We start from the raw sequence: 26963 nt of genomic DNA, 5'->3' as shown, positions 1-26963 counted from the left end.
CGGAAGCGCCCTTCCCGGCAAAGCGTTTACCGGCCCAGGAAGGCGTGCAGCGATTCGAGGGCGGTGTCCGGCTGGTCGGCGAAGAAGCCGTCGACACCGGCCTTGAGGAAGGCGGCTTCTTCGGTGAAGACGTCACCGAAGGCGTCCGGCGCGGCCGACGAGCGCAGGTTCGCGGGCAGGAACGGGTTCTCGTTCCGGAAGGTGTACGGCTGCACCTTCAGGCCGGCCTGGTGGGCGTCCGCGACGAGCGCGGTCGGCGTGCCCAGGTTGTCGCTCTTGTCCCGCGGGATGACCTGCGCCTTGTCCGGCCCGAGGTACTTCGCGTACTTCGCGACTTCGCGCAGCCCCTGCGGCGTGACGAGGTCGGCGTACGTCCGCTTGTCGCCGTTCGCGACGAAGTCCGCCGGGGCACCGGAGGCCGAGGTGAGCTGCAGCAGCGGCGTCCGGAGCTGCTTGTGCAGCGCGATCAGGTTCGACACCTCGAACGACTGGATGATCGCGGGCGCGTCCGGCCGGTCGAGGCCGTTGCGCTTGAGGATCGACACCAGCTTCGGCTCGGTCGGGTTGCCGATCGACTGGAAGAACGTCGAGTGCTTGACCTCGGGGTAGGTGCCCAGCGTCCGGTGCAGCTCGCGGCCGAGGCGCCGGGTCAGGTCGAGGACCTCCTGGTAGGAGGCGATCTGGTAGCGCCCGTTGTACAGCGTGTTGTGCGGCCGGTTCTGCGGGATCCGCTCGACCGCGCGCAGCGTCTTCAGCTCGGCGAGGGTGAAATCCTGGGTGAACCACCCGGTGGTGGTAACCCCATCGAGCACGACGGTCTTTTTCCGGCCGGCGAACTCCGGGTGCTTGGCGACATCGGTGGTGCCGCCGATCTCGGGTTCGTGCCGGGCGACGAGCTGCCCGTCCTTGGTGGGCACGAGGTCGACGTCGACCCAGTCGGCCCCCATCCGGAAGGCGAGCTCGTAGGAGGCGAGGGTGTGCTCCGGCCGGTACCCGGGCGCGCCGCGGTGTCCGATGATCACGGGGTCATCGTGGCCCCGCCCCCGCGCGACCGCATCGCCGGACCCACTTTCGGCGGCGGTCGCCGCCCCCGCGGCAACGCCGGTGACGCTCAGCAACGCCAACCCGGCCAGCGCGAGCAGACCGACACGTTTGCGCTTCATCTGGTGACCTCTTTTCACACAGGGTGTGCCCTGGATGTACCCGCGCCACCCTCGGTGTCGCAAGCGTCCGAAGTACGTACCTGGCCGGTCGACGCGGTAAACGGCGCGTGGACTCCTGTTCGCGAGGATGTGGCCTGCGGCACGGCGGGGCGGGGACGGCTGTGAGCGGCGCGGCTCACCCATCGGCCCCGGGGACGGCCCGCCCTCCCTGGGGGCTGCCCCCGCTTCCAGCGTATCGGCGGGGGCCGACAGAACTTGCGGATCGCCGACCCGCAAGCCGAGGTTGTCCCCATCGGCGGAGACCTGTGGACAAGGCGGGGGCGAGCCGACCAGGCAGCGGCGGTCGGCGCGCTGCGGACCCGGCCGCCGGGCCAAGCCGCCCGGCCAGGTCGCCCGGCCCGCCAGACAAAGCCGCCCGGCCAGGTCGCCCGGCGCGGCGGGGCGGGGGGCTTGGCTTGGCTACCTGTGGACAAGCCCGGCAGGCGGCGAGCCGACCAGGCAGCGGCGGTCGGCGCGCTGCGCACCCGGGCCGCCGGGCCAAGCCGCCCGGCCCGCCGGGCGAAGCCGCCTGGCCCGCTGGCCAAACTCGCCGCACCAAGCCACCCGGCCAAGTCACCCCGGCGGCCACCACCCCGCGCGCCCAGCCCCATCGCCCACCCCCGACCCAAGCCACCCCCGAGGACGGCGCAATGTCCCCCGCAAACCCGGCCGGATACGCTGTGCGGCGTGCGCGTACTGGTAATCGGCTCCGGCGCCCGTGAGCACGCCCTCGTCCTCGCGGCCTCCGGTGATCCCGCCGTCACCGCTCTGGCCTGCGCTCCCGGTAACGCCGGGACCGCCGCCGTCGCCGAACAGCTCGGGGTTGATGCCGCTGATCCCGAGGCCGTTGCCGGGCTCGCCAAGAGCTGGCAGGCCGACCTTGTCGTCGTCGGGCCTGAGGTGCCGCTCGTCGCCGGGGTTGCCGATGCTGTCCGGAAGGCCGGGATTGCCTGCTTCGGTCCGTCGGCCGCCGCCGCTCGGATCGAGGGCTCCAAGGCCTTCGCGAAGGACGTCATGGCCGCCGCGAACGTGCCGACCGCTCGGTGCGAGGTCGTCGACAACCCCGCCCGGCTCGATGCCGCGCTCGCGCGCTTCGGGCCGACCTGGGTGGTCAAGGACGACGGGCTCGCCGCCGGCAAGGGCGTTGTCGTCACCACCGACTACGACGTTGCGCGCAAGCACGCCATCATGCTGCTCGACGGGGGGCACCCCGTGCTTCTGGAGTCCTATTTGGACGGTCCGGAGGCGTCGCTCTTCTGCTTCGTCGACGGCAACACCGTCGTGCCGCTGCTGCCCGCGCAGGACTTCAAGCGCGTCGGCGACGGCGACGCGGGTCCGAACACCGGTGGCATGGGTGCGTACGCGCCGCTGCCGTGGGCGCCCGAGAACCTGGTCGACGAGCTCGTCGAACGGGTCGTCCAGCCGGTCGCCGACGAGCTGGTGAACCGCGGCGCCTCCTTCTCCGGCCTGCTCTACGCCGGGCTCGCGCTGACCTCCGACGGCCCCCAGGTCATCGAGTTCAACTGCCGCTTCGGCGACCCCGAAACGCAGGTCGTGCTGGCGCTGCTGCGCACCCCGATCGCCGGGCTCATGCACGCCACCGCCACCGGCAAGCTCGCCGAGCACCCGCCGCTGGAGTGGTCCGGCGGCGCGGCGGTCACCGTCGTGATCGCCGCCGACGGCTACCCCGGCAAGCCGCGCACCGGCGATGTCATCACCGGTGCCGAACTCGAGGGCGTGCTGCACGCCGGCACGCGTCGCCGCGACGACGGCGCCGTCGTCTCCTCCGGCGGCCGCGTGCTGTCGGTGGTCGGCACCGGCAAGACGCTGAAGTCCGCGCGCAAGCACGCGTACGAAACCGTCGAAAAGGTCCACCTCGCCGGCTCGCACCACCGCACCGACATCGCCCTGAAGGCCGCGAACGGCGAGGTCGGCGCCCCGACGGCGAAGCAGCGCGCCTGATTTCAACGGATCGGGGGAACCGGCCGGGCCCGCTCTTCGTCCAAACTCAGGGCTGCCGCCGCACGCGGATTGGTAGCCTCGACGGGAACCGGCCGGTCACTGTCCGTATGACGTCAGGGGAGCGCATGTCAGGACCCTCGTACGACCTCAGCTCGGCCGTCCCCGTGGCGCCGGCGGCCGCGGACGTCCTGGTCCACCCGGACAAGCTGCTCGACGTCGCCCGGATCGTCGAAGAGCAGGCCAACGCCCTCGAAGACCAGCTCATCACCCGCCTGGACCAGCTGCGGATCGACGCGCCGTCGGCGGACGTGATCAGCACCCAGTCGATCGAGGCGTGGAACTCCCTCATCGCCGACGGCGACCGCTCCTACGCCGGCCAGGTCCGCGAGTACGTCGCGGGCCTCAAGCGCCTGGTCTCGCAGCTGCGCGAAGCGGCGAAGGACTACAAGGTCGGCGAAGAGGAGAAGGCGGCGGTGTTCGGTGACCGCGGCAGGCATGGTGCGTAACCACGCGCTGCGCTTCACCGGTGGCGTGCTCGCGACGGCGGCGCTCGCCGGCTGCTCGGCGGGCACCGACGGCACCCCGTACCCGGTCGAGACGGCCGCCACGGCGGCGTCGCAGAGCGCGAAGGCCGCCCAGCTGCCGCAGCGCCCGGCCGACCTGCCGCTGCAGGGTGTCGACCTGTGCGAGCTGTTCCCGCAGGTCGAGCTCGACGCCATGAAGATCAGCAGCGTGCCCCGCCAGGCCGACGGCGCGGACGGCCCGGTCTGCGTGTTCGACGCCGACAAGGCCGAACCCTTCCACGGCTACGAGGTCGGCGCGGTCGCCGCGGACCTCGACCAGTGGATCACCGGGGCCCGGCGCAAGAACAGCCTGACCACCGAACCGAAGGCCGTCGGCGGCTACCCGGCGCTGACGAGCTACCGCGCGGCCACCGATCCGGCCGACTGCACCACCCTCGTCGGCGTCGCCAAGGGCAAGACGCTGACCATCCGGACGTTCCCCATCACCCGCGGCGGGTTCACCCAGCCGCAGCTGTGCGAGATGTCGGCGCACGCCGCCGACGTGGCGCTGCAGACCCTGAAAGCACGCAACTAGGGAGGGCGCGTGGAATTCTCCGAGCTCGCGGCCGGGATCCAGAACCACCGGTTCGACGGCTGGACCAACACCGCGATCGCCACGCAGATCACGCGGATGGTCAACGGCGACGGCACCGGCAGCATCGGCACCGCCGTCGACGCGCTGAAGGCCGTCGCGACCGCGCTCGCCCACACCGACCAGACGCTGCGCGCGCAGCTGCTGAAGCTCGGCGTCGAATGGCAGAGCCAGGCCGGTGGCGCGGCGAGCCAGGTGCTCACCGAGCAGGCCGGCTTCTCCCAGGACGCCACCACGAAGGTCGCGCACGCCGCGGAAATGGTGTTCGAGCAGGGCGAGGCGTTCAACCGGACCAAGTACAAGCTGCCGGACGCCGAGACGGTCCGGAAGGGCGCGGGCGGCTACACCCTCACCGACGGCGTGCTGCTGAGCCTGATCGGCTTCGAAACCGACCACGCCCGGCAGGTCGAGGCCGCGAACGACGCCAAGGCCCAGGCCCAGCAGGCGTTGAACGAATACGCGCAGCAGAGCGGCACGAACCTGCTGTCGACGCAGTCGCTGTCCGACCCGGAGTCGCTGAAGCTGGCCGTCCCCGGCGTCACGCCCGGGGTGCTCGACGTCGCCGGCGCCGCGGTCGGCGTGACGCCCGACGGCGGCGTGAAGCCGGCGTCCGACAAGGTCCGGTCGGTGCACGTCGACCCGCCGGTGGTGCAGCCGGTGTCCCACACCGTGCACGCCGACCCGCCCACCCCGGCCTACGGCATCGCGGCGCAGCAGCAGCCGTCCCGGCCGGTGGTGCAGCAGCCGCGGCAGACCGGCTCGGCGGGCGCCGCGCCCGTCCAGCACACGACGCCGAGTTCGTCGACGACGCCGTCGGGCGTGAAGCCGCCGACTGTGTCGCCCGGCCCCGGCTGGGTCCAGGCCCCGGGCCGCGGCCAGTCCGGCGACCCCGCCGGCCGCTTCACCCCCGGCCCGCTGACCGCGGGCCAGGGCGAACAGTTCGTCCCGCCGGGCACGCCAGGCGCGCCCGGCGCGCTGCCGCCCGGGTCGGCCCCGGCGACGGCGCCGATCAAGTCCCTCGGCGGTGGCGGGGGCACGCCCGGCGGCTCGACCGGCATCGACAGCTCGGCCGGGCGTGGCCCGGACGGGCTGCTGGCGAAGGGCCGCACGGTCGGCGCGATGCCGCAGGCGCCGCTCGCGCCCGGCCAGTACACGGGCGAACGCGTGGTGCCGGGCAAGCCCGGCGCGACGCCCGGCGAGCTGGGCGCGGGTGCGGCGGCGATCGGCGCGGGCGCGGCCGGCGGCGCGCTGAGCGGCGACAAGGAGCGGCTGCGGCGGGAGAAGACCGGGCCGAAGGGGCCGGTGCGGCCGTTGCCGGTCGGCGAGCTGCCCGAGGAGGAGGCCGTCGCGCTGCGGAAGTCGGAGCAAATCAGCCCGAAGCAGCAGCCCGGCGAGGCGAAGTACCTGTCGGAGGCGGCACCGCAGGAGGACGACGCCGAGCACGTCCGCCGCTTCGGCGTCGACGACCAGGACCTGTTCGCCGACCAGCGGATGGTTTCGCCCGACGTGATCGGTGACCACGGCGGGGATGTGCGCTGACCGTGTCGCTCGTGCTGTCGGCCCTCGAGTTCGACGTGCTCTGGGAGTCCTTCGCGCTGCCCCGGCGGCACGTCGCGCTGGACGTGCCGAGCGCCGGGACCACCCGCACCGAACGGCGTGAGCTGGTGGAGTCGGCGTGGGTGTCGCTGAGCGAGCGGCGCCTGGCCCGCAACGGACGGCCGTCCGGCGAACTGGCCGACATGCTGCACCTGCTGGCGCGCCCGGGCTTCGGGATCGACGTGTGGGTGTGGGCGGAACGGGAAATCCGCGGCCGCGCGGTCAGCCTGCGCAGCCAGGCGGTGCTGGCGGTGGTGGACAGCGGCGAGGTCTGGCTGATCCCGGCGACGGAGGACGGCCTGCCGGAAGCGGCGGTCTCGGTGGCCGGCGACCTCGGCCCGGGCATCGGCCAGACGGTCAGCCTCCCGTACGACGTCGTGAAGTCCGCCGACGCGGCCGCGAAAGGCGACGCGAAGGCGCTGGTGACGGCGTTGGAGGACCGCGGCGTGCCGTTGTTCCAGGCCCAGGAGCTGTCGGGGATGCTGCTGGGCCAGGAGGCCCGCGGCCAGTTCGGCGCGGAACGCACTTCGCGTGACGGCGTGGTGCACCGGGCGGGCCGGGTGGTGGCGTTCTTCGACACGGACGCGGGCCGCTACCTGTTCCAGGTGGGCCGCGACCGCGACGCCCGCGAGTGGGCGACGGTCACCCCGGCCGACAACGCCCTGCTGGCCACCCGGATCCGCGAGCTGATGGCGGAGGCCTGAGCCCCGCCGGGTGGAAGTTCGCGGAGATCCGTGCCTGCGCTCCCGGCGAAGTCATAGAGTGAGCGCGGGAACCGTCCTGGTCATGGCGACGTCTGATCGGGCGGAGACAAGTTTGGCGAAGGGGATGACGAACCGTGCCTGTCTACGACCCGGACTCGATGGCCATCGCGGCCGGCCAGGTGGAGAAGCTGAAGGACGAGTTCGAAAAGTCCAAGCACAAGGTCACCGGGCTGGACCACGAGAAGGAAAGCCCCTTCGGCGGGATGGACGAAACGGGCGACGCGCACGGCGCGGTCGGCAAGTTCAAGGACGGCGTGCACAGCCAGTTCGACGCCGCGGGCAAGCACATGGAGGCGCTGGGGTACGCCATGCGCAAGGCCGCCGGCCTGATCGCCGAAACCGACCAGGTCGGGGCGAGCGACCTGAAGCTGCACGTCGACAAGTAAGCAGGGGGCACGAGAGTGGGCTTGAACCCGGGCGGCGCCGGAACGCCGGACAATTGGGACGCCTTCATGAAGAAGGTGGACCAGGTCGAAAAGGTCGACCTGGAAAAGATTTCGGCGGCGGCAACGCAGTTCCGTGAAGCGGGTAAGAACGCCGGCGACCACAATGCGTCCCTTAAGAATTCGACTGACGCGCTCAACGGCAGCGTGTGGGCCGGCCCGGCGGCCGACCAGTTCTTCCAGTACGTCCGCCAAGTCCGCGACGCCGGCACCAAGGTGCAGACCCACCTCGAGGACGTCGCCAAGGACCTCGACGACCTGCAGTCGAGCCTGGCGCAGATCAAGAAGACGGTCCAGGACAAGCAGCTGGCCGCGGAGAAGGCGGTCAACGAGCGCAACGCCAAGGCCGAAACGGACATCAAGAACGCGCAGGCCGCGGAAAGAGCGGCCCACCACGAGGGCGAACCGGGTCCGAGCCCGAGCTCGGCGGAGATCCTGGCGACGGCGAAGACGGACATCCACACCATCACCGCCGGCTACGACGGCGACGTGACCGGCCTGCAAACCCAGGCGGACACGGCGATCAAGGCCTCGCAGAAGCTGATGTCCCAGCAGATCGAGGGCGGCTACGACCAGGTCCCCCTGCCGAGCAGCTCGGCCGCGCCACCCCAGAGCACCGGCGGCATCCACAGCAACGGCGCGTCCCACCACGGCGGTGGCGGGGGTGGCGGCGGTGGCGGCGGGGGCGGTGGTGGCCTCGGCCCGAGTGGCGGGCCGCCTTCTTCGCCGCCTCCGGGGAATGTGCAACAATGGATCCAGGAAGCCATGAAGGCTCTCCAGGCCGCTGGTATTCCGGTGACGGATGCGGATATCCCGAAGATCTGGGCGATCATTCAGCATGAATCCGGCGGAAATCCGAATGCGATAAACAACTGGGATTCGAACGCCGCCGCCGGGCACCCGTCCAAGGGGCTCATGCAGTGCATCGACTCCACCTTCAACGCCCACAAGCTCCCCGGCCACGACAACATCTACAACCCCGTCGACAACATCATCGCCGGTGTCCGGTACTCCTTCGACCGGTACGGGAGCCTCGACAACGTGCCCGGGATCAAGGCCATGGCCCACGGTGGTGCCTACCGCGGCTACTAGCCTGGCCGCATGGTCGACCTCGGAGCCTTCGCCGGGCCCGCGCTGCGGGCCGGTGTGCCGCCCTTCCACGTCATGGACGTCCTCTCCGCGGCCGGGGCCCGGCAGCGCAGTCACGGCGATCTCGTGTCGCTCGCTGCCGGGCAGCCCTCCGCGCCCGCGCCGAAGGCCGTGCTCGAGGCCGCGCAAACCGCCCTGCGGGAAAGCACCCTGGGCTACACCGAACAGCTCGGCATCCCCGAGCTGCGCGAGGCCGTCGCCGGGCACTACCGGCGGCGGTACGACGTCGACGTCCAGGCGCACGACGTCGTCCTGACCACCGGTTCCTCGGGTGGCTTCCTGCTCGCCTTCCTCAGCGCCTTCGACCCCGGGGCCAAGGTCGCCATGGCGCGGCCCGGCTACCCCGCCTACCGCAACCTGCTCTCCGTCCTCGGCTGCGAGGTCGTCGAGTTCGCCACCACCGCGGAGACGAACTTCCAGCCGACCGTCGCGCTGCTGGACGAGCTCGGGCCGATCGACGGGCTCATCGTCGCCAGCCCCAGCAACCCCACCGGGACCGTGCTGCCGCCCGGGGAGCTCGCCGCCATCTCCGGCTGGTGCTCCTCGCACGGCGTGCAGCTGATCAGCGACGAGATCTACCACGGCATCTCCTACGGCGCCGAGCTCGACTGCGCGTGGCAGTACGGTCGTGAGCCGATCGTGCTCGGCAGCTTCTCGAAGTACTTCGCGATGACCGGGTGGCGGCTCGGCTGGATGCTCGCGCCGCAACGCCTTCACCGGGCCATCGACGTCCTGACCGGCAACTTCACCATCTGCCCGCCCGCCGTTTCGCAGTACGCGGCCCTCGCCGCCTTCACGCCGGAGTCGTACGCGGAAGCCGACGCGCACGTCGAGCGGTACCGCGAAAACCGCGATCGCCTCTTCGCCGGCCTGCAGCGCATCGGGCTCGGCGAGCTCGCCCCCGCGGACGGCGCCTTCTACGCGTACGCCGACGTCAGCGCGTACACGCACGACAGCCTGAGCTGGTGCCAACGGCTGCTCGCCGACACCGGGCTCGCCATCACCCCCGGCGTCGACTTCGACCCGGTCGACGGCGGCAAGTTCGTCCGGTTCTCCTTCGCCGGCAGCGCCGCGGACATCGACGAGGGGGTCCGCCGCCTCGGTGCCTGGCTCGGCCAGGGGGAACCCTGATTTAACCCCGAACGTTGGCCGTCCGAGGGGAGTTTCCCCGCCGGAGATGGCACTGTTGAGTCATCGGGCCGGTGGGGCCACGGGGAAGAGTCGGAGGAGCCATGTTCTGGAAGATCGTCGGCGGCCTGATCGTCGCCTGGGTGGCGTTCATGGTGCTGGGCGCCGTGATCGGCTTCGTGTTCAAGGCCGTCCTGTGGATCGCCATCATCGGCGGCATCGCCTTCCTGGGCGCCGCCGGCTACAAGGCGATCACCGGCGGCAAGAAGGACCCGCGGCGCATCAACCGTTATTAGGAAATTCGCGCCACGCCGCCCAGTGCCGTCCAGTTGACCGGCGTCAGCGGCGCCAGGCGCGGCCCGTCCGGCCACCACAGGTGCGGTGCGGTCAGCCCGGGTTCCAGCAGGTCGAGGCCGTCGAAGAAGGATGCGATCTCGGCCCGCGCCCGGTACTGCGTGTCGAGCCCGCTGCGGCCGAACCGGTCCTGCAGGGACGCCGCGACGGCCGCCGCGGGGGAGCCGTCGGCGGGGTTGTGGCGGTGCAGCAGGAGCAGGTACGAACCCGGTGCCAGTGCGCCGACGTAGGACTTGACCACCTGCTGCGCCTGCTGGAGGTCGGCGATGTGGTCGACGACCCCGGACAGCACGAGCCCGGCCGGCCGGTCGAAGTCGATGAACCGCGTGACCCCGGCGAGCGTCTCGCCGGGGTTCAGCGGGTCGGTGCCGCAGATGTGCGTGAAGTCGTTGTCGACGAGCAGCGCCCGCCCGTGCGCTTCCACCACCGGGTCGTCGCCGACGTAGACGACGTGGGCTTCCGGGTTGTACTTCTGCGCCACCTGGTGGGTGTTCTCCGCCGTCGGGAAGCCGGAGCCGAGGTCGAGGAACTGGTCGACGGCCAGCCGCTCGGTCAGGTAGCGGACCGCCCGGACCAGCCACTGCCGCTCCTCCCGCGCCATCGCCGGGGCTTCCGGGGCGATGGCCAGGATCTGCCGCAACACCGCGCGGTCGGCCTCGTAGTGGTCCTGCCCGCCCAGCAGCGCGTCGGAGACGCGGGCGATGCTCGGCCGCTCGAAGTCGACGCGCGCCGACGGTCGTTCGCTCTCCGCCATGGGCACCTTTACCGTGGGGAAGTCGGGTGCCCCAGCCTAGGTCATCGGGATCACGGCGGGTAGGCGGCCGTGCGGTGCGGGTGAGCCGCTCAGTCCAGCCAGGCGCGGGCCGCGTCGGCGCCGTTCCAGACGTGGGCGCGGAGCCCGACCGCCCGTGCTCCCTCCACATTGGACTCGCGGTCGTCGAAGAACAGGCAGTCGGCCGGTTCGGCGCCGAGCTCCTCGAGCAGCAGGCGGAAGATCTTGGCGTCCGGCTTGACGCACCGGACGTCACCCGAGAACAGGGTCACGCGGAAGTGCCGCGCCCAGTCCTGCGCGCGGACCCATTCGCCGAACGCGATCGGCGCGTTGGACAGCAGCGCCAGGTTCGCGCCGGCTTCGGCGAGCCCTTCGAGCAGCGCCATCGAAGCCGGCTCCAGCTGACCCCAGCCTTCGACGTCGATGCGGGTCAGCTCGGCCGACAGCGGCTCGTCGACCGGCACGCCCACCGCGTCGCCGATGGCCTGCCAGTACTCCAGCGGCGCGCTGCCGGCGTCGTACGGGATCCGGTACTCCCAGTACGCCTTCAGGAACTCCGGCAGCGGTGCCCGCATCGCCGCGGCCAGGTCCGGCAGCGCCGCGCTCGGCTTGCTGAGCACGTCGCCGTAGTCGAACACGATCCAGTTCACGAGGTCCCCCGCGGTTATCGGGCGCCGGTCTTGATGCGGCGCAGGGCTTCTTCGACGTCGGCCGCGCTCAGGTCCCGGTGGGTGACGAACCGGACCTTGCCCGCCATCGGCACCGCGCGGACGCCGAGCGAGTCGAGCCAGGCCAGCGCGGTCGGGATGTCGGGCACCTCGGCGAGCACGATGTTGGTGTCGGGTTCGTTCGCCGGCCAGCCGTGCTCGCGCAGGCCCTCGGCGAGCCGCCGGGCGTTCTCGTGCGACTCGGCCAGCTCCGGGACGCGGTCGAGCGCGATCAGGCAGGCCGCGGCCAGCACGCCGCCCTGCCGGACGCCGCCGCCGAGCATCTGGCGCATCCGGCGGGCGCGTTCGACGAAGGTCCTGCTCCCGGCGACGACCGAGCCGACCGGCGCGCCGAGGCCTTTGCTGAAGCAGGCCGACACGGTGTCGACGCCGACGGTCAGCGCGGCCGGCGGCACCTCGAGCGCGACCGCGGCCTGCCACAGCCGGGCGCCGTCGAGGTGCACGGTCAGGCCCGCTTCTTTGGCGACGGACAGCAGCTGGGCGTGCTCGTCCGGCGGGGTCACCGCCCCGCCGGCTGCGTTGTGGGTGTTCTCGAGGCAGAGCAGTGTTGTCCGTAATGTGAAGTACGGCCCGGGTTGTCCGATCGCGGCCGCGAGGGCGTCGGGCGATGGGCGGCCCGGGCCGCCGTCGTGCTCGAGGACGTCCGGCATGCCGCCCGCCAGCCACGCGGCCGAGCCCAGCTCGTTGGTCAGCACGTGCGCGCCCCGGGTGGCCAGGAACCGGTCGCCGCGCTGCAGGTGCAGGCTGAGCGCGATCACGTTGGCCATCGTCCCGCTCGGCACCCAGAGCGCGGCCGGCATGCCCAGGACGTGTGCGGCCCGCTCCTCCAGCGCGGCGATCGTCGGGTCGTGTTCCAGGACGTTGTCGGCGACCTCGGCGGAGGCCATCGCCGCTCGCATCGTTTCGTCCGGCCGGGTGACGGTGTCGGAGCGGAAGTCCAGCGGCGGCAGCGTGAAGGTCACAAGGCGATCACATCACACCTGCCTCCTGGGGATCAACGAGCCCCGGAGTGGTGGGACTCCCGCGATCCGTGCAACCGTGGACGCCCCTGATTCCGTCTTACCGGCCGGACGACCACAGAGCGGAGCACGACTGCGCGTGGACCAGCGCGACGAGCAGGAGTTCGCGGAGTACTTCGCCGCCAGGCGGGACGCCGTGCGCCGGACCGCGTACATGCTCTGCGGTGACTGGCACAAGGCGGACGACCTCGCGCAGACGGCGTTCGTGGCACTGCACCGGAGGTGGAAGAAGATCAGGGATCGCGCGGCGACCGACGCGTACGTGCGCACGACGCTCGTCCGCGCGTCGATCGACGAATCGCGGCGGCCGTGGCGGCGCGAGTGGCAGACCGAAACGCTGCCGGAACCCGCCGACGACACGCCGGGTCTGGACGACCTCGTCGCGACCAGGGAGGACCTGCTCGCGGCGTTGAAGGAAGTGCCGCCCAAGCAGCGGGCGGTGCTGGTCATGCGGTTCTTCGAAGGACTCGACGTGACCAGCGCGGCGCAGGCGCTGGGCTGCAGCGAAGGCAACGTGAAGAGCCAGACCGCGCGCGGGCTGGCGAACCTGAGGCAGGTCCTCGAACGGGAGGTGGAGACCAATGGATGAGCAGGAGCTGCGCTCGTTGTTCTCCGCCGCGCCGCCGGACGCGCCGCCGCCGGCGTTCACCCGCGACGACGTCGTCCGCGAATCCCGGCGGCAGACCGTGCGCCGCCGGAACCGGCTCACCGCCGGGCTGGGCGCCGTCGTGCTGATCGTCGCCGGGTTCGGGGTATACGGCGTGACCTCCGGGGGTAACCCCGGCTCGCTGACCGCCGCCAAGGACAACGCCGGGCAGTCGGACGCCGCCTCCGGGCAACCGGGAGACGGGCCGATGCGTCCTCAGATCGAGGGGGAGTCACCGAACTTCTCGTCCCAGGTACCCCAGCAGGGGGGTCCCGGGGAGGGGAAGACCGGCCAGCTGGCCGAAGGCGCCTCCGGGTGCGAACAGGTGGACGGGGAGCTCGCCACTGCCCTCGCTGGCGAGCTCCCCGGCCACGTCGTCGCCACCCAGGCCGTCCCGGGCGGCGCCTGTTCGACGGTGACGCGGTCCGCCGGGTTCCCGGTTCCGGGCGGCGAAATCGCCGCGGCGGTGTACCCGAAGGGCATCCCGGTGGCCTACAAGTCCCAGCCCGCCGGCACGGTGACGGCCCAGGTGGGCACCGCGTCCGGCGGGGTGCTGGTGCTGGTCAGCGTGCCTTCCGCGGGTGCGTCGGCGCCGTACGCGAGCCAGGTGGACCGGTTGGCGCACGATCTCGCGCCCCAGTTCTGAGCCCGGCTCCGCCCGGTTGGCAGAATGACCCGCCATGACCGCTGCGACCACCCCCAAGGGGGAACGACGGCGCGCCGCGCTCGTCGAGGCCGCCGCGAAGCTGCTCGTCGAAGGCGGGTTCGACGCCGTGCGGCACCGGGCGGTCGCCGAGCGGGCCGGCCTGCCCCTGGCGTCGACGACGTACTACTTCGACTCGCTGGAAGACCTGGTCACGGCGGCCGTCGAGCACCATTCGAACGCCGAGCTGGCCACCGGCCGCCGCCGGCTGGAGGAGCTCGCGACCCGCAACCGCGGCGTGCAGGCGACCGTCGAGCTGGTGCTGGACATGCTGCTCGGCCCGGAGAGCGGTGACCAGGCGGCCGACGCCGAGGCGGTCCTGCTGCGGTACGAGCGGCTGGTCGCGACCGGCCGCCGCCCCTACCTGCGGCCGCTGATGCGGACGCTGTCCGCCCAGCTCAACGAGCTGCTGACGGAGATCTTCGCCCGCTCGGGCACCCCGGTCTCCGAAACCGAGCTGGAACGGCTGGTCGCCCTGGTCGACGGCGCGGTGGTCAACGCCTTGATCGCGGTCGACCCGGAGCCCCGCGCGGCAGCGGCCCGCATGCTCCAAGCCGCCCTCGCCTGAGCCCCCTGCCGCAGCCCGTCGTGAGTGGTAAGGCGAGTTAGAACTCGCCTTACCACTCACGAGCGGGTGCGCTGGGCCTTTTCCAGGTCGTCGCGGGCCTTTGTGACCAGGGCGAGCATTGCCTGCTCGGCCGCGGCCGGGTCGCCCGCGGCGATGGCGTCGACCACCTTCCGGTGGCTCGGCACCGGGTCCTCCGCCGTCGCCGCGCCGTGCACCAGCTTGTCCCGCTCGGCCAGCCCGATCGCGATGACCCGTTCCATCCGCATCAGGAAGTTGTTGTGGGTGGCGGCCATCAGCCGCCGGTGGAAGGCGAGGTCGGCCTGGACGCTCGCCTCCGGGTCGTCGACGGCGGCGGCCATGTCGGCCAGCGCCGCCCGCAGCCCTTCGAGGTCCTCCTCCGACGCGCGCCCGGCGGCGATCCGGGCCGCGGCGGGCTCCACGACCGCCCGCACCTCGGTGAGCTCGTCGAGCAGGGCCGGGTCGTCGGCGGCCGCGGTCTGCCACCGCATGACGTCGGCGTCGAGCATGTTCCACTTCTCGCGCGGCTGGACGAAGGTGCCCCGCTTCTGCCGCGCGTCGATCATGCCCTTGGCGGCCAGCACCTTCAGCGCCTCCCGCAGCGCGGTCAGGCTGATGTCGAGCTCTTCGCGGAGGGCGGGCAGGTCGAGGACGGTGCCTTCACCCCACTCGTCGGAGAGGATCCGGCTGGCCAGGGTCTCGACGGTCTGACCGTGCAACCCGCGTGGCCGGTGTTCGCTCAATGGAGGGCCTCCCAGGCTGGCAGGTCGTGACCGCTGCATCCTACGTAGTCAGGGCAGCGAAACCGGTAGTACGAACGTCGGCGAACCCGTCGGGTGGTAACGCAGTTCCGCTTCGCCGGACGCGGTCAGCGTGAACGCCGTGATCGCGTCCTCCGACTGCGCCGCCACGTAACAGGTTCCGTCCACCAGCGCGAAGTGCCGCGGGTTCGCGCCGCACGGCTGGTCCGCCACCGCCGCCGCGTCGTCCAGCGCGAACTCCGTCACGCAGTCCGGCCCGCGGTTCGACACGTACAGGCGCGACTCGGCCAGTTCCAGGTGCGCCACCAGGTTGGGCTGCACGGGAGACAGCGTCGAAGGCGTGGTCCCGACCACTTCGAACGCGCCCGGCGACGTCTCGCGGACCGTCACCAGCGTCCCGGCCAGCTCGCCGACGACGTACGCCAGGTCCGTGCCCGGGCGGCGCACCAGCTGACGCGGTCCCGTGCCCGGCGGCAGCGAAGACACCGCCAGCGGCTCGAGGGAACCCGACGACGTCAGCGTGTAGCTGCGGATCTCGTCGGTGCCCAGGTCGACCGCGCTCACCACGGAACCGTCCGGCGACGGGACCACCATGTGCACGTGGGCCGCTTCCTGGCGGTCGGCCACCGGGCCGCTGCCGCGGTGTTCGACCAGCGCCATCCGCGACTCCGGCGCACCTGAGGTCGACAGCGAAAACACCGCCACGCTGCCGCCGGTGTAGTTGGCGCACAACAGGAACCGGCCGTCCGGCGTGACCGCCAGGTGGCACGGGTGCGCGCCGCCGGTCTCGGCCGTGCCCAGCACCGACAGCTCACCCGAGGGCGAGACGGCCAACGCCGTCACGCCGCCGGTGGCGGTTTCGTTGGCCGCGTACAGCACCGGCAACGACGGGTGCCGCGTGAGCCACGACGGCGATTCCAGTGGCAGGGAACCGATCTCGGTGAGCTCGCCCGCGGGCGACCGCTCGAACGTCGTGATCCCGGTGCCGTTGCCGGCGTCTCCGGTGTAGCACCCGACGAAGACCAGTTCAGCCATGCGCGCTCCTCACCAGCGTCCCGACCCGGGCGGCGATCTCCGCCGCGGTGCCGCGGGTCAGCGCCGAGCCGATCCCGCAGGCCACCGCCCCCGCGGAGAGCCAGCCTGGCACGTCCGCCGGCGCGATGCCGCCGGTGGGTACCAACGGCGCCTGCGGCAGCGCCGCCCGCACGTCCGACACCCACGAGGGGCCCAGCGCCGAAGCCGGGAACACCTTCACCGCGTCGGCGCCTTCTTCCAGCGCGCGCACGATCTCGGTGACCGAACCGGCGCCCGGGAGGGCGGCCACGCCGTACCGGTGCGCGGTACGGATCACCGCGCTGTCCACCGACGGCGACACCAGGAACCGCGCGCCGGCGCGGATGGCGAGCACCGCGGACGTCTCGTCGAGCACCGTGCCCGCCCCGATCGTCGCGTGGGGGTAGGCGGCGGCGAGCCCGGAGATCGCGTCCAGCGCGCCGGGGTTCGTCAGCGGCAGCTCGATCGAGCGCAGCCCGGCTTCGAGGGCCGCGCGGGCCGCTTCCACGGCGGATTCCGCGTCGTGCGTGCGCACGATTCCGACGACCCCTTGGCGCACGACGTCCGCCATGATCTCCCACCGGTGGCTCATGAACCGTAGTCTACCTTGTGAAATCTTAAATTAGGATTTATTGTCTGGATGGAGACAGGAGGGGCCATGCCCACAGCGGTGGTGACCGGAGCGGCGTCCGGGATCGGGGCGGCGACCGCGCGGAAACTACTGGACGACGGCTACCGCGTGCTCGGCGTCGATATCGCCGAGCTGCCCGGCGGCGTCACGCCGATCCGCGGCTCGGTGGCCGACGAGTCGACCTGGGCCGCGATCGGCGAGGTGGACGCCCTGGTCAGCAACGCCTACGTGCCCAGCACCGGGCCGCTGCACGAGATCGGCCGCGCCGAGTGGCAGCGGCAGCTCGACGTCAACCTGACCGGGACCTACCTGGCCGTGAAGGCGTGCTTGCCCTCGTTGCGGGAGCGGCGCGGCGCGATCGTGCTGGTCTCGTCGGTGCACGCGCACTTCGGGCTGCCCGGCCACCCCGCCTACGCCGCCAGCAAGGGCGCGCTCGTCGCGCTGGCCCGGCAGCTGGCCGTCGAATACGCGCCCGAGGTGCGGGTGAACTCCGTGCTGCCGGGGCCGGTGCTCACCGAGGCGTGGGCCCGAATCTCGCCCGAGGACCGCGAACGCAGCGCGCGGGCGACGCCGGCGGGCCGGCTCGGCGAACCGGACGAGGTCGCGAACGTGATCGCCTTCCTGCTGTCGCCCGCCGCGTCCTTCGTCACCGGGGCCGAACTGACCGTCGACGGCGGGTGGTCCGCCGCCAAGGATTCCGCGTAGCCGGGAGGACACGGGTGAAGATCACCGCCGTCGAGACGTTTCTGGTCGCGCCGCGCTGGCTGTTCCTCAAGGTCAGCACCGACGAAGGGGTCAGCGGCTGGGGCGAGCCCGTCGTCGAGGGCCGCGCGGGGACCGTGCGCGCGGCCGTGCACGAGCTGTCGGAGCTGCTGATCGGCCAGGACCCGCTGCGCATCGAGGACCACTGGCAGGTGCTGCGCCGCGGCGGGTTCTACCGCGGCGGCCCGGTGCTCTCCAGCGCGCTCGCCGGGTTCGACCACGCGCTGTGGGACATCGCGGGCAAGGTCCGCGACGCGCCGGTGCACGAGCTGCTCGGCGGCCCGGTCCGCGACCGCGTCCGGGTGTACAGCTGGGTCGGCGGCGACCGGCCGTCCGGCATCCGCGAGGCCGTGTCCGCGCAGGTCGAGGCCGGGTTCACCGCCGTGAAGATGAACGTCGCCGGCCCGCTGGCCCCGATCGCGTCGCCCGCCGAGGCCGATGCCGCCGTCGCTCGCGCGTGGGAAGCGCGGGAGGTGCTCGGCCCGCACCGCGACCTGGCGATCGACTTCCACGGCCGGGTTTCGCCCGCGATGGCGCGGCGGCTGGTCAAGCTGCTCGAGGACGTCCAGCCGATGTTCGTCGAGGAGCCGGTGCTGCCGGAGACCCAGGGCGACGCGCTGCGCTCGGTCGTCGAGGCGTCCACGGTGCCGGTCGCGGTCGGCGAGCGGCTGTACTCGCGCTGGGAGTTCAAGCCGGTGCTCGACGCGGGCGTCGCGGTGGTCCAGCCCGACCCGTCGCACGCCGGCGGCATCTCCGAGCTGCGGCGGATCGGGGCGCTGGCCGAGATGTACGGCGCTTCGCTCGCACCGCACTGCCCGCTCGGCCCGATTTCGCTGGCGGCGTCGCTGCAGGTCGCCTTCGCCACCCCGAACTTCCTGATCCAGGAACAGAGTGCGGGCATGCACTACCACGAGGGCCGCGAACACGCGTACCTCGCGGATCCTTCGGTCTTCGCCTTCCAGGACGGCTACGCGGCCCGCCCGCTGAAGCCCGGCCTCGGCATCGAAGTCGACGAAGAGGCCGTGCGCCGCGCGGACGAGGCCGGGCACGCCTGGCGCTCCCCGGTGTGGCGGCACGACGACGGTGGCTTCGCCGAGTGGTGAACGCTTCCGGCGGTTCTGGGAACATGACATGTGACCTTCCCCGTGAGAAGCCTTGCTGCCGCGGTGTTCGCGCTGGTGATCACCGCCGCCGTGCCCGTCACCGCGTCCGCACAGGACACCCCGTCGCCCGAGTGCCCGGCCGACCTGGACTGCCGATTCGTCCCGGCCGCCTACGACTGGTCTAGCGCCGACCACAGCGACCCCAACAACTACGGCAACTACGACCCCGCGAACCGGCCCGCCGACGGCCAGCAGATCAAGTACATCGTCATCCACGACACCGAAAGCGTTCCCGGCAGCGGCGTGAGCCCGTACGACCAGGCCATCGCCACCTTCCAGAAGCCGTCGAGCGGATCCAGCGCGCACTACGTGATCCGCTCGTCCGACGGCCAGGTGACGCAGATGGTGCCGACCAAGGACGTCGCCTGGCACGCCGGCAACTGGACGGTGAACGAGCACTCGATCGGCATCGAGCACGAGGGCATCGCCGCCGAGGGCGGCACCTGGTACACCGAGCAGATGTACCGCGCCTCCGCGGACCTGGTGAAGTACCTCGCGGCCAAGTACCACATCCCGCTCGACCGCGAGCACATCATCGGCCACGAGGACGTTTCCCGTGAGCGCACGAAGAACTTCGCTGCGGCGCACTGGGACCCGGGCCCGTACTGGGACTGGAACCACTACCTGGACCTGCTCGGCGCGCCGGTCCACGCCACCGGTGGCCCGGCGAGCCAGGCCGTCACGATCAAGCCGGACTACGCGGCGAACCAGCCGCCGATGACGACGTGCACCGGCACCACCTGCACACCGCTGCCGGCCCACGGCGCGAACTTCGTCTATCTCCACACCGCGCCGGACGCCGCCTCGCCGCTGATCACCGACCCGGTCGTGCACCCGGACGGTTCGCCGGGCACCACCGCGATCGACGACTGGAGCGACAAGGCCGTCGCGGGCCGCACCTACGCCCTCGCCGGTGAGCAGGACGGCTGGACGGCGATCTGGTACGGCGGACAGAAGGCGTGGTTCGAAAACCCCGGACACCGGGCGACCGTGCCCGCCCGCGGCCAGCGTGCCACCGCGACCACGTCGGTGCCGTTGTACGGGCGGGCCTTCCCCGAGCAGTCCGAGTACCCGGCGGACATCCCGTTCGACCCGATCTGGACGGTCGGCGCCATCCCGTGGACGCTGCCCGCGGGCCAGAGCTACGTCGTCACCGGCGAGTTCCAGGCGGAGAACTACTACGCGCGCTTCGACCCGGCGGCCGTGCCGGACAACCACACGCTGGTCACCGGCGCGACGAAGTACCTCCAGCTCTCCTACAACCACCGGCTCGTCTACGTGAAGGCCTCCGACGTCCAGGTGCAACCCTGCTGACCTGCGCAGGTATCGTGAGGGCGTGACGGACAAGCCCCGCATCCCCAACGTGCTCGCCGCCCGCTACGCCTCGCCGGAGCTGGTCCGGCTCTGGTCGCCCGAGCAGAAGGTCGTGCTCGAGCGGCAGCTCTGGATCGCGGTCCTCGAGGCGCAGCGGGACCTCGGCGTCGCCGTGCCCGACGGCGTCGTCGAGGCGTACCGGCGGGTGCTGGAGCACGTCGACCTCGAGTCGATCGCCGCCCGCGAGCGCGTCACCCGCCACGACGTCAAGGCCCGCATCGAGGAGTTCAGCGACCTCTCCGGCGAGGAACACATCCACAAGGGCATGACCTCGCGCGACCTGACCGAGAACGTCGAGCAGCTGCAGCTGCTGCGTTCCCTCGAGCTCGTGCGCACCCGTGTCGCCGCCGTGCTGGCGCGGCTGGCCGTCCTCGCCGTCGAGCACACCGACACCGTCATGGCCGGGCGCTCCCACAACGTCGCCGCGCAGGCCACCACCCTCGGCAAGCGGTTCGCCACCGCGGCCGACGAGCTGCTGGTCGCCTTCGAGCGGCTCGACAACCTCATCGAGCGGTACCCGCTGCGCGGCATCAAGGGCCCGGTCGGCACCGCGCAGGACATGCTCGACCTGCTCGGCGACGAGTCCACTTTGGACCAGCTCGAGGACCGCGTGATGGCGCACCTCGGCTTCAACCGGCGGTTCGTCAGCGTCGGCCAGGTGTACCCGCGCTCGCTCGACTTCGACGTGCTGTCCACTGTGGTCCAGCTCGCCGCCGCGCCGTCCAGCCTGGCCAAGACGATCCGGCTGATGGCGGGCCACGAGCTCGTCACCGAGGGCTTCAAGCCCGGCCAGGTCGGCTCGTCCGCCATGCCGCACAAGATGAACACCCGGTCCTGCGAGCGCGTGAACGGGCTCGCCGTCGTGCTGCGCGGCTACCTGTCGATGATCGGCGAGCTGGCCGGCGACCAGTGGAACGAGGGTGACGTCTCGGACTCGGTCGTCCGCCGCGTCGCGCTGCCGGACGCGTTCTTCGCCCTCGACGGCCTGCTGGAGACGTTCCTCACGGTGCTGGCCGAATTCGGTGCCTTCCCGGCGGTGATCGAGCGTGAGCTCGATCGCTATCTGCCGTTCCTCACCACGACGAAGGTGCTGATGGCGTCGGTGCGCGCGGGCGTCGGACGTGAGACGGCCCACGAAGCCATCAAGGAGCACGCGGTCGCCGTCGCGCTCGAAATGCGCGAAGGCCGCGCCGAGAACGACCTGCTCGACCGGTTCGCCGCCGACGACCGCATCCCGCTCGATCGCGGTGAGCTGGACAAACTCCTCGCGGACCGGATCTCGTTCACCGGGACGGCCGGGCGGCAGGTGGCGCAGGTGGCCGAGCGCGTGGCGGCGGTGCTGGAGCGGTTCCCCGAGGCCGCGGGCTACGCGCCGCAGCCGATCCTGTGAGCTGACGCACCCGTCCACGGAGTGGAACGAATCCACTCGAACGGGCGAAATCCCTAATCTCGATCGCTGACCACGGAGCGCTGCGAAGCGCCAGTCCTCACCATGGAAGAAGCGATGAGATCCACGCTGTCCACAATCGCCGCCGTCCTGACCGCGGGCGCGCTGACGTTGACCCTCGCCGCCTGCGGTGGCTCCGGCGCGGGGTCGACCACCCTGCGCGTCGGGACGCTGAGCGACGCCCCGCCGTCGATCTACCTGGAGAACGGCCGCTTCACCGGCTACGACAACGAACTGCTGCGTGACATCGCCAAGCGTGAGGGCTTCGAGGTCGAGTTCGTCGGCACGGAGTTCTCCGGTCTGCTGGCGGGCGTGGCGAACGGCAAGTTCGACATCGGCAGCTCGACGATCTCCAGCACCGAGGCGCGCAAGAAGACGGTCGCCTTCTCCAACGGCTACAACACCGGCTTCACCACGGTCGTCACGGCGAAGGGCGCGAACCTCAAGGACGTCGCCGCGCTGTCCGGCAAGCGCCTCGGCGTGGTCCAGGGCTCGGTGCAGGACGAGTTCGCCGGCGGCAAGGTGGCCGGCGCCCAGGTCGTGCGCTTCCCGGACTACAACGCGGGCTTCGCGCAGCTGAAGAACGGCACCCTCGACGGCTGGGTCGTCCCGCAGGACATCGGGCAGAAGTACCTGGACCAGAACCCGGGTGTGCCGCTGGAGCTCGGGTACACGGTGGAGGACAAGGACACCCCGTCGGCGTTCGCCGTGGCCAAGAAGAACGCGGACCTGCTGAACAAACTGAACGACGGGCTCGCGAAGGCCGTCGCCGACGGCACGGTCGCCCGGATCTACGCGCAGTTCTACAAGAACACGCCGTTGTCGAAGGAACTCCAGCAGGGCGGCCCCGGCCTCCCGGTCAAGAACGCGGGTGCGTGACATGAAGAAGCTGATCGTCACCGTGCTGGCCGCCGCCCTCACGCTGACCGCGTGCGGTGGTGGCTCGGACAGCGCTTCCACCACTCTGCGCGTCGGCACGCTGAGCGACGCGCCGCCGAACATCTTCCTCAAGGACGGCAACTACACCGGCTTCGACAACGAGCTGCTGAAGGCCATCGCGGCCAAGCAGAACCTGAAGCTGGAGTTCGCCGCGACCGACTTCTCGGCGCTGCTCGGGCAGGTCGCCTCCGGCCGCTACGACATCGCCAGCTCGGCGATCGCGCAGACCGACGAGCGCAAGAAGACCGTCGACTTCTCCGCGGCCTACGACTTCGAGACGATGAGCATCCAGGCCAAGCAGGGCACGCCGGTCACCGACGAGAAGGGCCTGGCCGGCAAGCGCGTCGCCGTCATCCAAGCCACCGTCGGCGACCACTGGCTGACCAGCACCGTCCCCACGGCCCAGGCCGTGCGGTTCCCCGACTACGCCGCCGCGCTGACCGCGCTCAAGTCCGGCGCGGTCGACGCGTACATCCTGGACCAGAGCATCGCCGAGAAGAACGTCACCGACAACCCGGACGCCAAGCTCGTCGTCGTGAAGAGCTTCACCACCGACGTGCCGCACGGTTTCGCGGTGAAGAAGGGCAACGGCGAGTTGCTCGGCAAGATCAACGACGGGCTCAAGCAGGTGATCTCCGACGGGACCTGGCTTAAGCTGCACCAGCAGTTCCTGCCGACCGCTCCGGTGCCGGCCGGGTTCCAGGGTTAGGAGAAGCATGAAGAAGACACTGGTCACGGCGATCGCGGCGACGCTGCTCGCGGCGCTGACCGCGTGCGGCGGCGGCTCGGCCGGCGGCGGTGACAAGACCCTGCGCGTCGGCACGCTCAGCGACTCCAAGCCGAACGCCTACCAGGAGAACGGCACCTTCACCGGCTTCGACAACGAGCTGCTGAAGGCGATCGCGGCGAAGGAGAACCTGAAGCTGGAGTTCGTCGCCACCGACTTCTCGGCGCTGCTCGGCCAGGTCGCGAACGGCACGTTCGACATCGGCAGCTCGGCGATCTCCCAGACCGACGCCCGCAAGAAGACGGTCGACTTCTCGGCGGCGTACAACTACCAGGCCCTCGGCATCGAGGCGAAGGAAACCGCCGGCATCACCGACGAGAACTCCCTGTCCGGCAAGCGGATCGGCGTCGTGCAGGGCACGGTCTCGGACACCTGGCTGGGCACCAACGCCCCGGCCGCGCAGGCCGTCCGGTTCCCGAACGACGCCGCGGCGCTGGCCGCGCTGAAGACCGGCGCGGTCGACGGCGCGGTGTTCGACCAGGCCACCGCCGAGGACTACGCGAAGAACAACCCGGACGCGAAGCTCAAGGTGACCAAGGCGATCACCACGACCATCCCGCACGGGTTCGCGTTCAAGAAGGGCAACACGGACCTGATCAACAAGGTCAACGACGGCCTGAAGAAGGTCATCGCGGACGGCACGTGGGTCAAGGTGCACGACCAGTTCGAGCCCACCGCGCCGGTGCCCGCCGAGTTCAAGCCGGGGCAGTAATCCACCCATGGATCAGTTCTTCGACACCTTCCTGAACTGGGAGTACATCTGGCAGGTCTTCCCGGACCTGCTGAAGACCGGCCTGCTCAACACGCTGGTCCTGGCGGTCACGTCCGCGCTGATCGGCACCGTGCTCGGCATGGTGCTGGCGGTGATGGGCCTGTCCACGAAGATCTGGCTGCGCTGGCCGGCGCGGGTGTACACCGACATCTTCCGCGGGCTGCCGGCGATCCTGACCATCCTGGTGATCGGCCAGGGTCTCGGCACGCTCGCGCGGGACGTCGTCGGCACGAACCCGTACCCGCTGGGCATCCTGGCGCTGAGCCTGATCGCGGCCGCCTACATCGGCGAGATCTTCCGGTCCGGCATCCAGAGTGTCGACAAAGGACAGCTGGAGGCCAGTCGCGCGCTGGGGATGAGCTACAGCAAAGCGATGCTGCTGGTGATCATCCCGCAGGGCGTGCGGCGGGTGCTGCCGGCGCTGGTGAACCAGTTCATCGCGCTGATCAAGGACTCCAGCCTGGTGTACTTCCTCGGCCTGCTGTCCGAGCAGCGCGAGCTGTTCCGGATCGGCCAGGACCTGGCGGCCAACACCGGCAACCTGTCGCCGCTGGTCGCGGCCGGGTTCGTCTACCTGGTGATCACCGTGCCGCTGACGCACCTGGTGAACTACATCGACAAGAAGCTCCGGACCGGCCGCAAGGTGCGCGCGGACGAGCCGGGCGAGGGTGATGAGCTGGACCTGGTCGCCAGCGGGAAGGTCAGCTCGTGACGACGACGGCGGTGCGTTCGTCCAGTGTGGAGCTGCGGGACATCCACGTCAGCTTCGGCACGCTCGAAGTCCTGCGCGGGGTGGACCTCCGGGTGGAAAGCGGCCGGACGACGTGCGTGATCGGGCCGTCCGGCTCGGGCAAGTCGACGCTGCTGCGCTGCGTGAACCGCCTGCAGGAGCCGGATTCCGGCGACCTGCTGCTCGACGGCGAGTCGGTGATCCGGTCGGACCCGGACGCCCTGCGCCAGCGCGTGGGCATGGTGTTCCAGCACTTCAACCTGTTCGGCCACCGGAGCGTGCTGGACAACATCGTGCTGCCGCTGCGCAGCGTGAAGAAGCTGGGCAAGGAGGAGGCGGCGGAGATCGCCCGCGCCCGGCTGGCCGAGGTCGGCCTGGCGGACAAGGCGCCGTACCGGCCGAGCGCGTTGTCGGGTGGCCAGCAGCAGCGCGTGGCGATCGCGCGGGCCCTGGCGATGGACCCCGAGGTGATGCTCTTCGACGAGGCCACCAGCGCGCTCGACCCGGAGCTCGTCAAGGGCGTGCTGAACCTGATGGCGGGCCTGGCCGAGCGCGGCCTGACGCTGATCGTGGTGACGCACGAGATGGGGTTCGCCCGCAGCGTCGCCGACGAGGTGGCGTTCATGGACGCGGGCCGGATCGTCGAGCAGGGCCCGCCGGCGAAAGTTTTCGACGAGCCGCAGAGCCCGCGGCTGCAGCGGTTCCTCTCGCAGGTGCTCTGAACGGCGGGCGCTTCGGCGGCTGCAGCCCGGGTAGCCTGCGAAGGTGGCGAGAATCGCGCGGCTGACGTACTACCCGGTCAAGGCCTGCGCCGGCACCGACGTGCCGTCCGCCGAAGTGACCCCCGCCGGGCTCGCGCACGACCGGGTCTTCCAGCTCGTCGCGCCGGACGGCGGGGTGCTCACCCAGCGGCCGCACCCGGTATTGGCGGCCGTCCGGCCGCGGGTGCTCGGTGACCGGCTCGCGCTGTCCGCCCCCGGCCGCGACGACGTCGTGTTCCCCATCCGGCTCGACGGCCCGCGGCGCCCGGCCTCAACGTACGGCTGGCAGGGCGACGGCGTCCGCCAAGGCGACGAGGCCGACGAGTGGTTTTCGGACCTGCTCGGCCGGCCCGCGGAGCTGATCCGCATCGCGCCCGGGCACGACCGCGTCACCGGCGGCCACACCCCGGGCACGGCCGCATTCGCCGACGGGCACGCGCTGCTCATCGCCTCGGAGTCCTCTTTGGACAGCCTGAACGAGCGGATCGCCGCCGGGCAGGGCGAACCCGTGCCGATGGACCGCTTCCGCCCCAACATCGTGCTCGCCGGCTGGGCCGAACCCCACCGCGAAGACGAAACCCGCGAGCTGTCCGCGGGCACCGCGAAGTTCGGCTACGCCCAGCAGTGCGTCCGCTGCACGGTCCCGATGATCGACCAGGAAACCGGCGCGAAGGCCGGCCCCGAGCCGATCCGCACCCTCGCGACCTACCGGCGCGGTCCGGACGGCGGGGTCGTCTTCGGGGTGCAGGCCGCGGTGCTGCGGCCGGGTCAGGTCGCCGTCGGCGACGAGGTGATCGTGCACTCCTGGGCCGGCCCGAGCCCGAGCACCGCGGCCGCGGAACCGCCGTTCACGGCGACGGCGAGGCGGCCGGCCGAGTCCGTGTAGAGCACGCTGGCGCCGGCGGGCACGTCCGCGAACGTCCGCCCGAGCACCGTCGTCACGGCCACCCGCTCGCTGTGCACCGAAACCGCGCCCGACAGGCCCGAGAGCTCGAGGTCCGCCGGGGTCGCGGCCAGCTGGACGTTGCCGAAGTGGTCGACGGTCAGCACCTCCGACACGAGCTTGCCGGGGAACGCCGCGACGAACGGCTCCGGCATCGCGACCAGGCCGGCCACCGGGTCGCCGAAGTCGGCGGGTGGCACGCCGAGCGCGAGGTGCGCGGCCGCGGGCGCGAAGACGTCACGCCCGTGGAACGTCGCCGACGTCGTCGGCAGCCGCAGCGAGGGCTCGGCCAGCTCGTACGCCGCCTCGACGCCGCCGAGGGCCTGCGCGGCCGGCAGCAGGAGGCCGTTGTCCGGCCCGACCAGCAGCCCGTCCCCGGCGACGACGACCACGCCGAGCCGGGTCGTGCCGACGCCCGGGTCGACGACGGCCACGTGGACCGACGGCGGCAGGAACGGCACCGTCTGGGCCAGCGCCATCGCCCCGTGCCGGATGTCCTGGGGCGGTACTTCGTGCGTCACGTCGATCACCCGCACGGCGGGCGCGAGCCGCGCGATCACGCCGTGGCAGGCCGCCACGAAGCCGTCGCGCAGGCCGTAGTCGGTCGTCACCGAGATCCAGTCGTACGCCATG

The 26963-nt window shown here is 71.6% G+C and carries 30 protein-coding genes; 22 read left to right on the top strand and 8 right to left on the bottom strand.

The window, feature by feature from the left end; genetic code table 11:
* Positions 1 to 26: 26 nt before the first annotated feature.
* Positions 27 to 1163, bottom strand: a complete 1137-nt coding sequence (locus tag OO60_RS34545; RefSeq protein ID WP_033262931.1) for a glycerophosphodiester phosphodiesterase — start codon at positions 1161 to 1163, stop codon at positions 27 to 29.
* 726 nt (positions 1164 to 1889) lie between these two features.
* Between OO60_RS34545 and purD the strand changes: the two genes are divergently transcribed.
* The 9 genes from purD (at position 1890) to OO60_RS34500 (ending at position 9695) form a co-directional block, all read left to right on the top strand.
* Entirely contained in the window at positions 1890 to 3164 is a 1275-nt protein-coding gene (purD, locus tag OO60_RS34540) for a phosphoribosylamine--glycine ligase (RefSeq protein ID WP_033262930.1), read from the top strand.
* A gap of 125 nt (positions 3165 to 3289) precedes the next feature.
* Positions 3290 to 3670 carry a hypothetical protein gene (locus OO60_RS34535; RefSeq protein ID WP_063749446.1) on the top strand — a complete coding sequence of 127 codons (381 nt, stop codon included), beginning with the start codon at positions 3290 to 3292 and terminating at the stop codon, positions 3668 to 3670.
* On the top strand, positions 3660 to 4262 hold the full coding sequence (locus OO60_RS34530; RefSeq protein WP_209441418.1) for a DUF3558 domain-containing protein: 603 nt from the start codon (positions 3660 to 3662) through the stop codon (positions 4260 to 4262). The genes OO60_RS34535 and OO60_RS34530 overlap by 11 nt, the downstream gene beginning before the upstream one ends.
* A gap of 9 nt (positions 4263 to 4271) precedes the next feature.
* Positions 4272 to 5858: a hypothetical protein gene (locus OO60_RS34525; RefSeq protein ID WP_033262928.1), complete on the top strand. Its 1587-nt coding sequence runs from the start codon at positions 4272 to 4274 to the stop codon at positions 5856 to 5858.
* Positions 5859 to 5860: 2 nt separating this feature from the next.
* Complete coding sequence (locus OO60_RS34520) at positions 5861 to 6619, top strand: ESX secretion-associated protein EspG (RefSeq protein ID WP_003096037.1); 759 nt, start codon at positions 5861 to 5863, stop codon at positions 6617 to 6619.
* 134 nt (positions 6620 to 6753) lie between these two features.
* On the top strand, positions 6754 to 7065 hold the full coding sequence (locus OO60_RS34515; protein WP_003096034.1) for a hypothetical protein: 312 nt from the start codon (positions 6754 to 6756) through the stop codon (positions 7063 to 7065).
* A 15-nt stretch (positions 7066 to 7080) separates the two neighbouring features.
* Positions 7081 to 8214 carry a transglycosylase SLT domain-containing protein gene (locus OO60_RS34510; RefSeq protein ID WP_003096032.1) on the top strand — a complete coding sequence of 378 codons (1134 nt, stop codon included), beginning with the start codon at positions 7081 to 7083 and terminating at the stop codon, positions 8212 to 8214.
* Between the two features lie 9 nt (positions 8215 to 8223).
* The gene (locus OO60_RS34505) at positions 8224 to 9402 is read left to right on the top strand and encodes a pyridoxal phosphate-dependent aminotransferase (protein ID WP_003096029.1); all 1179 of its coding nucleotides are present in this window, start codon (positions 8224 to 8226) and stop codon (positions 9400 to 9402) included.
* Between the two features lie 101 nt (positions 9403 to 9503).
* Positions 9504 to 9695 carry a hypothetical protein gene (locus OO60_RS34500; protein WP_003096028.1) on the top strand — a complete coding sequence of 64 codons (192 nt, stop codon included), beginning with the start codon at positions 9504 to 9506 and terminating at the stop codon, positions 9693 to 9695.
* Here the strand turns inward: OO60_RS34500 and OO60_RS34495 are convergent.
* The 3 genes from OO60_RS34495 to OO60_RS34485 form a co-directional block, all read right to left on the bottom strand.
* Complete coding sequence (locus OO60_RS34495) at positions 9692 to 10507, bottom strand: SAM-dependent methyltransferase (protein ID WP_033262927.1); 816 nt, start codon at positions 10505 to 10507, stop codon at positions 9692 to 9694. The genes OO60_RS34500 and OO60_RS34495 overlap by 4 nt on opposite strands.
* 89 nt (positions 10508 to 10596) lie before the next feature.
* The gene (locus OO60_RS34490) at positions 10597 to 11175 is read right to left on the bottom strand and encodes an HAD family hydrolase (RefSeq protein WP_003096021.1); all 579 of its coding nucleotides are present in this window, start codon (positions 11173 to 11175) and stop codon (positions 10597 to 10599) included.
* Between the two features lie 14 nt (positions 11176 to 11189).
* Positions 11190 to 12215 carry a threonine aldolase family protein gene (locus tag OO60_RS34485; protein ID WP_003096018.1) on the bottom strand — a complete coding sequence of 342 codons (1026 nt, stop codon included), beginning with the start codon at positions 12213 to 12215 and terminating at the stop codon, positions 11190 to 11192.
* A gap of 136 nt (positions 12216 to 12351) precedes the next feature.
* Between OO60_RS34485 and OO60_RS34480 the strand changes: the two genes are divergently transcribed.
* From OO60_RS34480 to OO60_RS34470, 3 genes are read left to right on the top strand one after another with little or no spacing between them, the layout of a single operon-like run.
* Entirely contained in the window at positions 12352 to 12861 is a 510-nt protein-coding gene (locus OO60_RS34480) for a SigE family RNA polymerase sigma factor (protein WP_003096014.1), read from the top strand.
* Positions 12854 to 13564, top strand: a complete 711-nt coding sequence (locus OO60_RS34475; RefSeq protein ID WP_003096010.1) for a hypothetical protein — start codon at positions 12854 to 12856, stop codon at positions 13562 to 13564. Before OO60_RS34480 ends, OO60_RS34475 begins: the two co-directional genes overlap by 8 nt.
* Positions 13565 to 13598: 34 nt before the next feature.
* The gene (locus OO60_RS34470) at positions 13599 to 14189 is read left to right on the top strand and encodes a TetR/AcrR family transcriptional regulator (protein WP_003096007.1); all 591 of its coding nucleotides are present in this window, start codon (positions 13599 to 13601) and stop codon (positions 14187 to 14189) included.
* A gap of 56 nt (positions 14190 to 14245) precedes the next feature.
* Here OO60_RS34470 and OO60_RS34465 read toward each other — a convergent pair whose 3' ends face one another.
* The 3 genes from OO60_RS34465 to OO60_RS34455 are packed head-to-tail and all read right to left on the bottom strand — an operon-like array spanning position 14246 to position 16613.
* Positions 14246 to 14950 carry a FadR/GntR family transcriptional regulator gene (locus tag OO60_RS34465; protein ID WP_033262926.1) on the bottom strand — a complete coding sequence of 235 codons (705 nt, stop codon included), beginning with the start codon at positions 14948 to 14950 and terminating at the stop codon, positions 14246 to 14248.
* Between the two features lie 48 nt (positions 14951 to 14998).
* On the bottom strand, positions 14999 to 16003 hold the full coding sequence (locus OO60_RS34460) for a lactonase family protein (RefSeq protein ID WP_003096002.1): 1005 nt from the start codon (positions 16001 to 16003) through the stop codon (positions 14999 to 15001).
* On the bottom strand, positions 15996 to 16613 hold the full coding sequence (locus OO60_RS34455) for a bifunctional 4-hydroxy-2-oxoglutarate aldolase/2-dehydro-3-deoxy-phosphogluconate aldolase (protein WP_003096000.1): 618 nt from the start codon (positions 16611 to 16613) through the stop codon (positions 15996 to 15998). Before OO60_RS34455 ends, OO60_RS34460 begins: the two co-directional genes overlap by 8 nt.
* Before the next feature lie 66 nt (positions 16614 to 16679).
* Here OO60_RS34455 and OO60_RS34450 point away from each other — a divergent pair, with 66 nt between their 5' ends.
* From OO60_RS34450 to OO60_RS46095, 10 genes are all read left to right on the top strand, one after another.
* On the top strand, positions 16680 to 17357 hold the full coding sequence (locus OO60_RS34450; RefSeq protein ID WP_033262925.1) for an SDR family NAD(P)-dependent oxidoreductase: 678 nt from the start codon (positions 16680 to 16682) through the stop codon (positions 17355 to 17357).
* Positions 17358 to 17371: 14 nt separating this feature from the next.
* Positions 17372 to 18517 (top strand): galactonate dehydratase, encoded by a 1146-nt coding sequence (gene dgoD, locus OO60_RS34445; protein ID WP_003095994.1) that lies wholly within the window; start codon positions 17372 to 17374, stop codon positions 18515 to 18517.
* Between the two features lie 42 nt (positions 18518 to 18559).
* A complete protein-coding gene (locus OO60_RS34440) occupies positions 18560 to 19891 on the top strand; it encodes an N-acetylmuramoyl-L-alanine amidase (RefSeq protein WP_240490750.1) in 1332 nt (443 codons plus the stop codon).
* Positions 19892 to 19913: 22 nt separating this feature from the next.
* Entirely contained in the window at positions 19914 to 21341 is a 1428-nt protein-coding gene (gene purB, locus OO60_RS34435) for an adenylosuccinate lyase (protein WP_003095989.1), read from the top strand.
* Positions 21342 to 21455: 114 nt separating this feature from the next.
* Entirely contained in the window at positions 21456 to 22277 is an 822-nt protein-coding gene (locus OO60_RS34430) for a substrate-binding periplasmic protein (RefSeq protein ID WP_003095986.1), read from the top strand.
* A 1-nt stretch (position 22278) separates the two neighbouring features.
* Positions 22279 to 23046, top strand: a complete 768-nt coding sequence (locus OO60_RS34425) for an ABC transporter substrate-binding protein (RefSeq protein ID WP_033262924.1) — start codon at positions 22279 to 22281, stop codon at positions 23044 to 23046.
* 7 nt (positions 23047 to 23053) lie between these two features.
* On the top strand, positions 23054 to 23836 hold the full coding sequence (locus OO60_RS34420; RefSeq protein WP_003095982.1) for an ABC transporter substrate-binding protein: 783 nt from the start codon (positions 23054 to 23056) through the stop codon (positions 23834 to 23836).
* Between the two features lie 7 nt (positions 23837 to 23843).
* On the top strand, positions 23844 to 24608 hold the full coding sequence (locus tag OO60_RS34415) for an amino acid ABC transporter permease (RefSeq protein WP_003095979.1): 765 nt from the start codon (positions 23844 to 23846) through the stop codon (positions 24606 to 24608).
* On the top strand, positions 24605 to 25348 hold the full coding sequence (locus OO60_RS34410) for an amino acid ABC transporter ATP-binding protein (RefSeq protein WP_003095972.1): 744 nt from the start codon (positions 24605 to 24607) through the stop codon (positions 25346 to 25348). The genes OO60_RS34415 and OO60_RS34410 overlap by 4 nt, the downstream gene beginning before the upstream one ends.
* Positions 25349 to 25391: 43 nt before the next feature.
* Positions 25392 to 26273 (top strand): MOSC domain-containing protein, encoded by an 882-nt coding sequence (locus OO60_RS46095; RefSeq protein ID WP_003095971.1) that lies wholly within the window; start codon positions 25392 to 25394, stop codon positions 26271 to 26273.
* On the opposite strand, the gene OO60_RS34395 is transcribed toward OO60_RS46095, so the two are convergent.
* Complete coding sequence (locus OO60_RS34395) at positions 26156 to 26962, bottom strand: SAM hydrolase/SAM-dependent halogenase family protein (protein ID WP_003095968.1); 807 nt, start codon at positions 26960 to 26962, stop codon at positions 26156 to 26158. The genes OO60_RS46095 and OO60_RS34395 overlap by 118 nt on opposite strands.
* Position 26963: the final 1 nt, after the last annotated feature.

It is taken from the genome of Amycolatopsis vancoresmycina (genome assembly GCF_000716785.1).
Lineage (GTDB): Bacteria > Actinomycetota > Actinomycetes > Mycobacteriales > Pseudonocardiaceae > Amycolatopsis > Amycolatopsis vancoresmycina.
Note: the sequence above shows the minus strand (reverse complement) of the source record. Positions and strands in the feature narration are given on the sequence as shown.

Excerpts from the sequence above, each read along its gene's own strand:
- OO60_RS34545 (WP_033262931.1), bottom strand. The coding sequence starts at position 1,163 with ATGAAGCGCAAACGTGTCGGTCTGCTCGCGCTGGCCGGGTTGGCGTTG.
- OO60_RS34535 (WP_063749446.1), top strand. The coding sequence starts at position 3,290 with ATGTCAGGACCCTCGTACGACCTCAGCTCGGCCGTCCCCGTGGCGCCG.
- OO60_RS34530 (WP_209441418.1), top strand. The coding sequence starts at position 3,660 with ATGGTGCGTAACCACGCGCTGCGCTTCACCGGTGGCGTGCTCGCGACG.
- OO60_RS34505 (WP_003096029.1), top strand. The coding sequence starts at position 8,224 with ATGGTCGACCTCGGAGCCTTCGCCGGGCCCGCGCTGCGGGCCGGTGTG.
- OO60_RS34500 (WP_003096028.1), top strand. The coding sequence starts at position 9,504 with ATGTTCTGGAAGATCGTCGGCGGCCTGATCGTCGCCTGGGTGGCGTTC.
- OO60_RS34495 (WP_033262927.1), bottom strand. The coding sequence starts at position 10,507 with ATGGCGGAGAGCGAACGACCGTCGGCGCGCGTCGACTTCGAGCGGCCG.
- OO60_RS34475 (WP_003096010.1), top strand. The coding sequence starts at position 12,854 with ATGGATGAGCAGGAGCTGCGCTCGTTGTTCTCCGCCGCGCCGCCGGAC.
- OO60_RS34470 (WP_003096007.1), top strand. The coding sequence starts at position 13,599 with ATGACCGCTGCGACCACCCCCAAGGGGGAACGACGGCGCGCCGCGCTC.
- OO60_RS34460 (WP_003096002.1), bottom strand. The coding sequence starts at position 16,003 with ATGGCTGAACTGGTCTTCGTCGGGTGCTACACCGGAGACGCCGGCAAC.
- OO60_RS34455 (WP_003096000.1), bottom strand. The coding sequence starts at position 16,613 with ATGAGCCACCGGTGGGAGATCATGGCGGACGTCGTGCGCCAAGGGGTC.
- OO60_RS34450 (WP_033262925.1), top strand. The coding sequence starts at position 16,680 with ATGCCCACAGCGGTGGTGACCGGAGCGGCGTCCGGGATCGGGGCGGCG.
- OO60_RS34430 (WP_003095986.1), top strand. The coding sequence starts at position 21,456 with ATGAGATCCACGCTGTCCACAATCGCCGCCGTCCTGACCGCGGGCGCG.
- OO60_RS34425 (WP_033262924.1), top strand. The coding sequence starts at position 22,279 with ATGAAGAAGCTGATCGTCACCGTGCTGGCCGCCGCCCTCACGCTGACC.
- OO60_RS34420 (WP_003095982.1), top strand. The coding sequence starts at position 23,054 with ATGAAGAAGACACTGGTCACGGCGATCGCGGCGACGCTGCTCGCGGCG.
- OO60_RS34415 (WP_003095979.1), top strand. The coding sequence starts at position 23,844 with ATGGATCAGTTCTTCGACACCTTCCTGAACTGGGAGTACATCTGGCAG.
- OO60_RS34395 (WP_003095968.1), bottom strand. The coding sequence starts at position 26,962 with ATGGCGTACGACTGGATCTCGGTGACGACCGACTACGGCCTGCGCGAC.